This is a genomic window from Paenibacillus sp. JT22N7, from assembly GCF_059383875.1.
Genome location: NZ_JBXENY010000002.1, coordinates 786448 through 795186, shown reverse-complemented (window position 1 = coordinate 795186; position 8739 = coordinate 786448). Strand labels below are relative to the sequence as shown.

Below are 8739 nucleotides of genomic sequence, written 5' to 3'. Positions count from 1 at the left end.
ATAATACGTTTTCTGGCGACGCGTCAACATATGCATCAAAATGACCATCTTGTATACCGCTCTCGGCTCGTACAGCTCTACTAACCGCTTCAATCCATCCGATAGCAAAAAGAGCTGCCGATCCAGTACATCCGTAAACACGCTGTCCTTCTCTCCCTTGACTTGGAACAGCAGCTTGTCCGGTATTCGGTACGAAGTCGCCGTATGCATATCCCGCATGTCCAGCTTCTCCCTCAACCCTTCCAGCATCGGCGTACTCGTGTAGCGGCTATCTTGCTTCAGTACAAAATAGTCCATCAGGACGCACCGTCCTTTCCATCCTGCTGCTCTTGACGCTGCCCCTCACCCTGCTCTGGAAGCTCTTCTTCCGCGCTTTCGCTTTCGCCAGGCTTATCCAGTGCGCGCACGCCATGACCATCCTCCGCCAATATTTCCGTCTGATCGCGGTACTCCCCCATTGCAATCGCCCAGCCTTCCGCCTTTGCAAGTGTGGTGAAGGCTTCAAGCTCGATCAGCTTTTCCAACTGCCCACGCACGTATTCCACCGCCAGCGTGTGGCATTTCTCTGCTTCCAGCTGGCGAATGTCATCGATATCCATGATCGTGACCTTCCGTGCGTAAGCGACTCGCTCCGGCTCCAGCTGCTTGACTCGCTCAAACATCGGAGCGAACAGAAACGCTGGCTCCCAACTCACCGCACAACCTGACGCATCCATCAGCCAGCGTTCATCATACGCATCCATCCGATACGTACAATGGCCCTCCATGATGCTCGTGCGTAAATAGGAGAGGTAGATATATTTCAGCTTCCCTTGTTTTTCCGCTGCTTGAAGCTCCGCTGCCCGCACGCATAACGCCTCAAACGCTCTCGTCAGCTCCGCATCAATCGCTTCCTGATGCTCCTCGTAAAACTCATTCACAAGCAGCACATCCTCCTGCCACCGATCAAACACATGCCGCTCCAAAAAGTCAGCCAGCGCCTCTTCCCGCGTCATCACCTGACTCATACGATGTTGACCTTTCCGCCGCTCAGCGTCACTTCATCCTGCACCGTCAGCATCGCGTCGCCCTGCTTCAAATCGATGCCCGTCTCTCCTTGGATCAAAATGTTCGCTTCGCTCGTAATCTCAATATCTTCCACAGCCGTGAGCATAATTTTCTTATCGCTGTTGATCTCGATTCCGCCGTCATCGGTCAGGCGCATCAGCATCTGCCCGCCTCCGATAATCTCTACCGCGCCCGGCTGGAACACAATCTGCTTGCCATATTTCGTGCTGATGCTTTTCACCGCCGGGTCGCTGCGCTTCGTCGTATCCGAAGATGCGACATCAACCGAGCTCGCTGCAAACGCATTTTTCTCCTCTGCATCCGGAAAATACAGCCTTGCCTCATCGCCGATCTCCGGCATGCAGTACCAGCCGCTCCCGTCTGGCGATGAATACACCGTCGAATACGGAAACCACGTATCTGCTCCGCCGCCGTCAATTTTCAGCTTCAGCTTTACTTTGTCTTTCTCCACACCAGCAATCGTGCCGAATAGCGAAATACCCGTAATCTCCTCCAGATAACGGGTGCCGCAGCGAAATCCTTCCCGCTCTCGAAGATCGTAATGGTAGACGAGCAGTCCTTGCTCCGTGCGCGCTTCCACCCGGTATACGAACAAGGAGCGACGCTGAAATTGAACGGCGCTGCCCAGTTCAATGGCAGTATGGCTCGTCACTTCATAGATCATCCGGCCCTGCTCGGTAAAGCTCGCTTTGCTATTTTCAGCCAATTGCTTATAGACGCCCATTTCCTTACGGATCGAATAGTTCGTCTCTGTCAGCACGACCTCGCCGCCCGCCTCCGGCACGCCCGCATAAAAACGGATGCCCGGCATCGCGCTAATCGCCAGCAGCGGCATATGGAAATGCGATGCAAGCCGCTTCGCAAACGCCCAGTCGGTTTCTAGATATTGCATGATTAGGCCACCTATGGCCTTGCCTTTAGAAGCTTCATCGACGACATTCGCATTCGGATAATCCGACGCCAGCTGGTTCAAAATCTGCTCATACGTTTGCTGCCCGTTTTGGTAGGAGCGCGTTTCCTTTTTGAGATCCATCAGGAACGTGCGGCTTTGTGCTTCGATCGTCAGCGTGCGCACGTTTTGCACCACTTGAATGCGGGCGTTCGTAATGATGCCGTGAAAAAGCGTCCGCTTGCCGCTCTCCTCCGTCTGCGTATAGACTTCAATCGGCTCATTGTCCGAGATGCGCTCGATATAGACATCCAGCTTGCTCTCTGGCACGATGCCGCTCAGCGTCAGCTGGATATGCTCATTCACTTCTTTTACGATCGTCAGGGCGGTGATTTGCTCATAGGGGCTTTCGGTCATATAGATATCTGCGAGGGTGTAAATCGGGTGGGCCGTTTGGCTGCTTGCACTCTCGCTTCTCATAGCGGTGGCGGTGGCTGCGGCAGGATGAATCCTCATACTTTCCGGGCGCTCCGCTCGTCCCCCCGGTCTTTCTGCACGGCCCTTCGCACGCTCCATTAGACCTGACATACTAGATGCCATGCTTCCCATGCGCGCCATTGCGCCTGCTGAGTGTGCTTCTTGCTTCTCCACATGTTTGGCTTGACCTGATGGTCTTGCAGCACGACTCTCCGCACGCTCTGCATGGCCTGACGGCCTTGCCTCACGATGATCCGCACTCCCCATTTGAGCCGATGGTTTAGCTTCGTGTTTTTCCATCCCCTCCGCCTGTTCCTGAGGTCTAGCCGCTCTTCCTTCCACTAGCTCCTTGCGAGCCATCGGCCTTGCCGCAGCATGGCCTGCCATAAAATCCATGCCACCAGCTTCCTGCTTTGCTCCGCGTGCTTCCATACGTCCTACTCGCTCTGCCGGTCTTTCTGTACGTTCACTCATGCTTGCACCTCTTCCTCTGCTTCTTCGTATACCCGGATACTTTGCAGCATTTGGTAAGCAATCTCCCGCCAATCGGCATACAGACTGTATGGGCATGTGAAAGACCCAATAACCGCCTGGCCGTCCAGCGCGAGGAAGAACATAATCGTATACAGGTAGCCGTCGAGCGCCGAGCTTTTGAAGTCGAAGAAACCAATACGTTTCCCATTGATTTCCTCCACCTCTGTCGTATAAAAAACATTCGACGGATTCGCCCGTTTAACCATGCCCTTCATGCCATTCGTAAGCTCATCTACCCATGGATCGCTTAAGTCCTCATCCACAACTTTCAGTGTAAAAGCAATGCTTCCATCCGCATTTGCCTTAATGATCTCAGGACGCTCCTCATACGGATATTTGGCTTTTCGAGATTGCTCATCCATATCCGTAAACTGGCTTGGCAGATGCACCGACAAACGCTCGTTGAAAAAGAAAACAGGCTCAAACACGTAGTTTTCTACCCCGATCCGAATGCTCTCGGCATGAATCGTTTTGGGGTGCTCCAATGTCTCCATCTCTTGCAGCAATTTCAGTATTTTCTCATCAGCATGTTCCAACTTGTCGTCCTCCTTCAAGTCATCTAGCCTATTCTTGGACTAACCTGCTTCTAAGTCTCTAATCTACTATTTTGTTAAAAGAGGGAGCCTGTTACGAGCGCTCGCTCACTCTTTCCCAAACGGCGCCAACGGCGGTTGAACTGGCTGATGCATAGGGGTATACGTCGGATACTGCACAAACGGCGGCTGATGCACATCCAATCCAAGCTGCTTGGCCAGCAGCAGCACCTTCTTGTCCACCACATAGGTGCCTGCCATTTTGTCGTGAAGCCCCTGCTTTTTGCTTGTAAACGGAATAATAAGAAAACCGATATACAAAATCAGTCCAGATAAGATTCGTCCAAAAAATCTTCCCGTCGAGCGGCCAAACGTCACACGTTCAAAACGCTCATCGGTTACGATGATGCCAAGAGCCATTTTCCCCAGTGTCCCTTGAGCGGGCGACATTTCCATGAACGCGAAGTAAAGCCAAGTTACGATCAGAATGAAAGGAATCAATAGAAATACCCCAATAAAAAAGCCATCCGTTTCATTGTTATCCGTAAATTCAGAGAACGACAGCCCATTTAAACCACTAAAAAAGAGCATTAGGGCTAACACACTTATATAGCTAATGATTGTAATAATATAAGCATCAATGTAATACGCGCATAACCTTTTCCAAAAACCTGCATAAACCAAAATATGGCCTCCTGTGTCTGATCTCTCCTGTATTTGAACTTCCTTAATCCACTAGCATCCGCCGCATGCCGCCTGGGCGAAGATCGCCTTTCGCCGCTCCGCCGCGATGCACGCTGCCAAGTATTCGGCGCAAATGGCCATACAGCTGGTCCCGGTCTACTGGAGTCGGGTCATCGAATTTCCCCGTATCGCCCATCCGTTCTCGGCCAGCCGCTGAATGAGCTCCCCCGACCGAGCCGCCTTTCGCTCCCATATGAAAGCCCCGCTGCACGCCTCGGCGCTCCAGCCCCAGCCTTGCGGCTACATAATGCTCAATGACCGGCATCGCCACCGTTCCTTCATTCAGGCACAGCATCGCAAACGAAATGTCATGCGGATCAGAGCAGTTGCGCATCAGCAGCTCTTCTCCGTACAGGCGCATGACGATCGGGTCCATCGTGCTGCGCCCGTAAGCGGCATGCTCCACATGAATGAGCTGCACCGTGTTGTACTCGGTGATCAAATCATGGAACCCCTCATAGCTTTGGCGCAGCCTCGCGCCCGGCTTGAGCTTGTAACGTCCCAGCTCAAGCTCGTTCCCGCGTAGCTGGCCAGCGGGCTCCAGCACGATTTCCGTCTCATAGCTCGTAATATCACTGCGTACACTCGGCTCCGATGGGAAACGGATTTTAATCAGCGTCTCATTTCCCGATGCCGAATAAGGCAGCTCATAATCCTGCTCCAGACTGAACAGCCGGCCGTCATGCTTGACTATGCCGCGCTTGATCGTCAGCGTTTCCTCGCCCACCAGCACCTCGGCCCCGCAAATAATGCCATCCGAATAGCTGCTGTACTGGATATCGAACATATGCCGTGGGTAATCCCGCAGATTGCTGAGCATCTCCGTTTTTAGAATTCGGCCCTTCTGAAAGCTGGGATAGCGGTCTGCAAACATGCCCGCTCACTTCCTTTCTGTCTATTTCACCCTTCTAATCTCCTGGCACTTCTCTATTTATCTATTTCTCTATCTATTTCAGCCCGTCAAAGAAATCCAGCTCCGACAGATCATCCTCGAATGTGAACAGCCGCTTCTCGCCCAGCAAGAGCTGCTCCTGCGTCCGGGCGACGGGAACGATGTGGAAGCCCCATTGATTTTCGCCCGTCACGACGAAAAATTTCACTTCCCCATTCACGATTAAATCCGTTTCCTCCTGCGGAATCTGTTCGCCGTACAAGGCGGCGATTTCTTCATATAACGCGGCATTGTAAACGCTGCGGCTGTTGTCATACACGTATTTGCGCTGCAGCTTGTCGTCCCCGCTCTTCAGATAGAAAGCGACCTCCGATACATGCATCGGCCGCGACACCGCGCCCCGCATCCGGCTAAGCTGCTCCATGCTGCTGATGAGCACTTTTTCGCCGCCTTGATGCGTATAGGCCGTCACCGTATACGGCACGACTGGCGCGCTCCGCGTCACCGTCGTCTGAATTTGGCCCAGCTTGCGCGCCGTCAAATACCGAATCGCCCCGCGCAGGCACGCCAGCTTCAGCTCCGGCACCTTGCCCGCCTCATCGGCTTTCAGCCCAAACTCAATGCTGCGCCCCGGCACAAATTCCTTCAGCGCCTCGCGGAACGCCTCGATCCGGCAAGATTGCCCGGTCAGCTTGATCATCGCATACTGCTGCAAACGGCCATCCTCATAAAAATCCTCCAAAAACGCCCGCACAATATTGTAAATATCTGCTCGCAGCAGCTTGGACATTTCATTGACCGTAAACACCGCATCCGGACTGTCATGGCGATCGGTAAACCTGCCGCCTTCATTCAGCGACAAGCACCAGCCGGCAATCGGCATCACTTCGAGGTCATTGTCCGCGCGATCCATTCGCCCGGAGCGAGCCGTCTGCTCCGCAATGTCAAACTTTCTGCGGAACGTGCTCGTCCGCCGGAAGAATGCAACCTTAAGCTCCTCTGCCAGCTCCCATAAAAAATAAAAATTGCGCCGCACCCGCCAATAATCGTCACGCGTCCGGTTCTCATACTGCTTGAAGCGCGTCGGCAGCACCCGCTCCGCTTCCCGATACCTTTGCTCCAGCGGCTCATATACCGCCGCAACGCCATATTCATCCACATGGCGGAATAAATCCGCGCCGGGTATGCCGATCAGCTCATCGAGATCCGTCAGGACGCGGCCGCGGGCATAATAATCGGCAAAAACGATTTTGATATATTGCATCACCCGGTACGTGAGATTGTTGCCGCCAAAATTCGTGTCGCCATTCTCGTAAGCGGTGCGAATATCGATGTTATACGAGATTCGCCCTTCCTCAATGCGGAAGCGGCATGAGGACAGGTCGGTCGTTCCCCCGCCGCAATCGATAACGAGCGCGTCGAACGTCTCGCCTTCCATGTAGCGATCCTGCTCGATTTGGTCAGCTATCGTGTTGTACAGCACCGCCATGCCCTCATCGAGCGCATGCTCCGTTTCAATGACGTAGTCATCTTGCAGCACTTCCTGGAACATCGCCATAAACGGCTCTTTCAGCTTCACCGGGCTTGTAAAATGCAAATGCTTAAAGCGGCATTTGAACTGATGCTCTGCTGTCTGAATGACATGGAGCAAATAAGCGCGTATGAGCTCGCTCCGTCTCAGCACGGCGGTATTGCCGCTTGCGTCGCTTACTTCCTCCATTTTGCCGATCCCATTCACCCAACGCTTCATCCCGAGAAAAACGCTCGTTCTCCCCGCATGCGCATTATGCTTGAGCTGGCGCATCGCCTCATACCCATAGGTGTATTTGATATCGCCCATGTCGGCGCAATCGGCCACACCAATCGCCGTCGGCAGCATTTCAATCCAGCCAGCCGTGGACGCAACGCCCATTCCACTGCCGCCAGAATGAAGGAAGTCCCCGCCAGCGACATCGCCTTCAGCTGTTTTGGCAAAGGATACATAATTAATCGTTCCCAGCCGCAGCTTGCCGTTCAAAATATCATGGCTGCTCGGCTCGGCAATAAAGCCATAATCGAGAAAAGCGCCAGCCGTCGTATTCGACGTGCCGAAGTCAATCGCGAGCACCGCCTGCGTCTGCTCCACCTCGCGAATGTCCAGCTCGGACACCGGCATGCGCCAGTAATGCAAATTGGCAGGCGGCATCAGCCGATTGCTGTAATAGGCTTTATATAAATATTCCGAATCCTGCTTGCGGAACAGCAGCAGGCTGTAATTGCGGTTCGCCGTCCGGCGGTACACCGTATTTTTATCTGCGCACAGCATAAAGACGCCTGGCTCTAATCCATCTTTTACCAGACGCAAAATTCCGCACACTTCCTCCTGCTCATTGACAATAAGCACATTCGATTCGCACACGCTCGGCACATGAGGCGCACGCACCTGATAGCCATCCCGCCGACCCAGCGGCAGGCCGTTGTAGATCGTAATTTTCGCCGGAATGTGGATGCTTGCGGCATCGCGCAGCGGCGTATTTAAATAATGCTGCAAAGCATATTCGAGCCGCTCAAAGCCCTGCTCCTCATATTCATCAATAAACAGGCTTTCATCTGCACCGCGATATTTCAGCACAATGCGAACGAGCTCCTCGCGGCTCTGCGCCTCCACAACACCTTTGACGATGCGCTCCTGATGGCAAATGCTGCGCAGCTGATGCGTCGTCATTTGCTCCAGCTCAACAAGCGAATAGCGTCTTGCTGCTACACCACGGGCATTTTGCCCAGCTTGCGGGCCGAGACCTTTTGCTCCTGGCGGCGTATAATGCGTTCTCATGCCGGATGGCTGGCGCGATGCTCCCGAAGGTCCCCGCATATCGTCTCTGCCGCCTGCGCCGTTACTCGAATAACGGGCATTACTACTCCCATTTCCGCTCCCATTAGCAGTGTTAGCTGCATCCTCTTTATCCAAGTAGCTGCCGCCGAGCTTTGCCGCCGGACCATTGCCAGCCGCCCTTCCGTTACCGTTAACATTTCCGTTGCCATTTCCGTTCGCACTGCCATTGGCATTGCCATAGCCGCCATCATCCAAGCCGCCATTTCCATAACCGCCTGCTTGCCCACGGCTATTGCCTGCACCGCCTAGATCACGGCCGCCATCTGCCGCTCCACGGCCATAGCCATTTCCGCCTGCCGCCGCTTCATCCATATAGCGATCAGGGTTCCCGCCGCGGCCGCCTTGACCTTGATTTTGCCCGTTTCCACCGTACCCAGCGTTTCCGCCGTATCCACTGTTTCCACCACGATTGCCAGCACCTTGCCCGTTTCCATCCGGATAACCTTGGTTTTGGCTTTGGCTTTGACCATAACCATCGTTGTTTCCCGCGCCTTGACCATACCCGCCTTGATCGCCTTGGGCTGGGCCTTGCCCTTGCACTTTCCCTTGCCCGTAGCCTTTCGGGCCTCCAGCACTTTTGTCCCCGCCAGCCATTGCGGCTCCTTCATCGTAGCTGCCCCGGGACTGCTCCGCTTCGCGGGTCGCCGCCGCTTCGTCGCGGGGCCGCGCTCCTGCGTTATTTTCAGCACCGGGCTTCGTTAATTTATAGGTATAGCTGCGCATAATGACA

At 54.1% G+C, this 8739-nt stretch carries 6 protein-coding genes and 1 pseudogene; all 7 read right to left on the bottom strand.

Features of this window, described 5'->3' with window-relative positions:
- Positions 1-297 (bottom strand): annotated as a pseudogene (locus tag AC50Y5_RS08300) (hypothetical protein); the annotation flags it as partial.
- Complete coding sequence (locus tag AC50Y5_RS08295) at positions 297-1007, bottom strand: hypothetical protein (RefSeq protein WP_494859690.1); 711 nt, start codon at positions 1005-1007, stop codon at positions 297-299. The pseudogene AC50Y5_RS08300 and the gene AC50Y5_RS08295, both read right to left, overlap by 1 nt.
- Positions 1004-2908 carry a contractile injection system protein, VgrG/Pvc8 family gene (locus AC50Y5_RS08290; protein ID WP_494859688.1) on the bottom strand — a complete coding sequence of 635 codons (1905 nt, stop codon included), beginning with the start codon at positions 2906-2908 and terminating at the stop codon, positions 1004-1006. The genes AC50Y5_RS08295 and AC50Y5_RS08290 overlap by 4 nt, the downstream gene beginning before the upstream one ends.
- The gene (locus AC50Y5_RS08285) at positions 2905-3504 is read right to left on the bottom strand and encodes a hypothetical protein (RefSeq protein ID WP_494859686.1); all 600 of its coding nucleotides are present in this window, start codon (positions 3502-3504) and stop codon (positions 2905-2907) included. Before AC50Y5_RS08285 ends, AC50Y5_RS08290 begins: the two co-directional genes overlap by 4 nt.
- A gap of 105 nt (positions 3505-3609) precedes the next feature.
- Complete coding sequence (locus tag AC50Y5_RS08280; protein WP_494859684.1) at positions 3610-4185, bottom strand: RDD family protein; 576 nt, start codon at positions 4183-4185, stop codon at positions 3610-3612.
- A gap of 43 nt (positions 4186-4228) precedes the next feature.
- Positions 4229-5119, bottom strand: coding sequence for a DNA and RNA helicase (locus AC50Y5_RS08275; RefSeq protein ID WP_494859682.1), 891 nt, complete (start codon positions 5117-5119; stop codon positions 4229-4231).
- 73 nt (positions 5120-5192) lie between these two features.
- Positions 5193-8732, bottom strand: a complete 3540-nt coding sequence (locus AC50Y5_RS08270) for a molecular chaperone (protein ID WP_494859680.1) — start codon at positions 8730-8732, stop codon at positions 5193-5195.
- Positions 8733-8739: the final 7 nt, after the last annotated feature.

Coding starts and splice junctions, on each gene's coding strand:
- AC50Y5_RS08295 (WP_494859690.1), bottom strand. CDS start 1,007: ATGAGTCAGGTGATGACGCGGGAAGAGGCGCTGGCTGACTTTTTGGAG.
- AC50Y5_RS08290 (WP_494859688.1), bottom strand. CDS start 2,908: ATGAGTGAACGTACAGAAAGACCGGCAGAGCGAGTAGGACGTATGGAA.
- AC50Y5_RS08275 (WP_494859682.1), bottom strand. CDS start 5,119: ATGTTTGCAGACCGCTATCCCAGCTTTCAGAAGGGCCGAATTCTAAAA.
- AC50Y5_RS08270 (WP_494859680.1), bottom strand. CDS start 8,732: ATGCGCAGCTATACCTATAAATTAACGAAGCCCGGTGCTGAAAATAAC.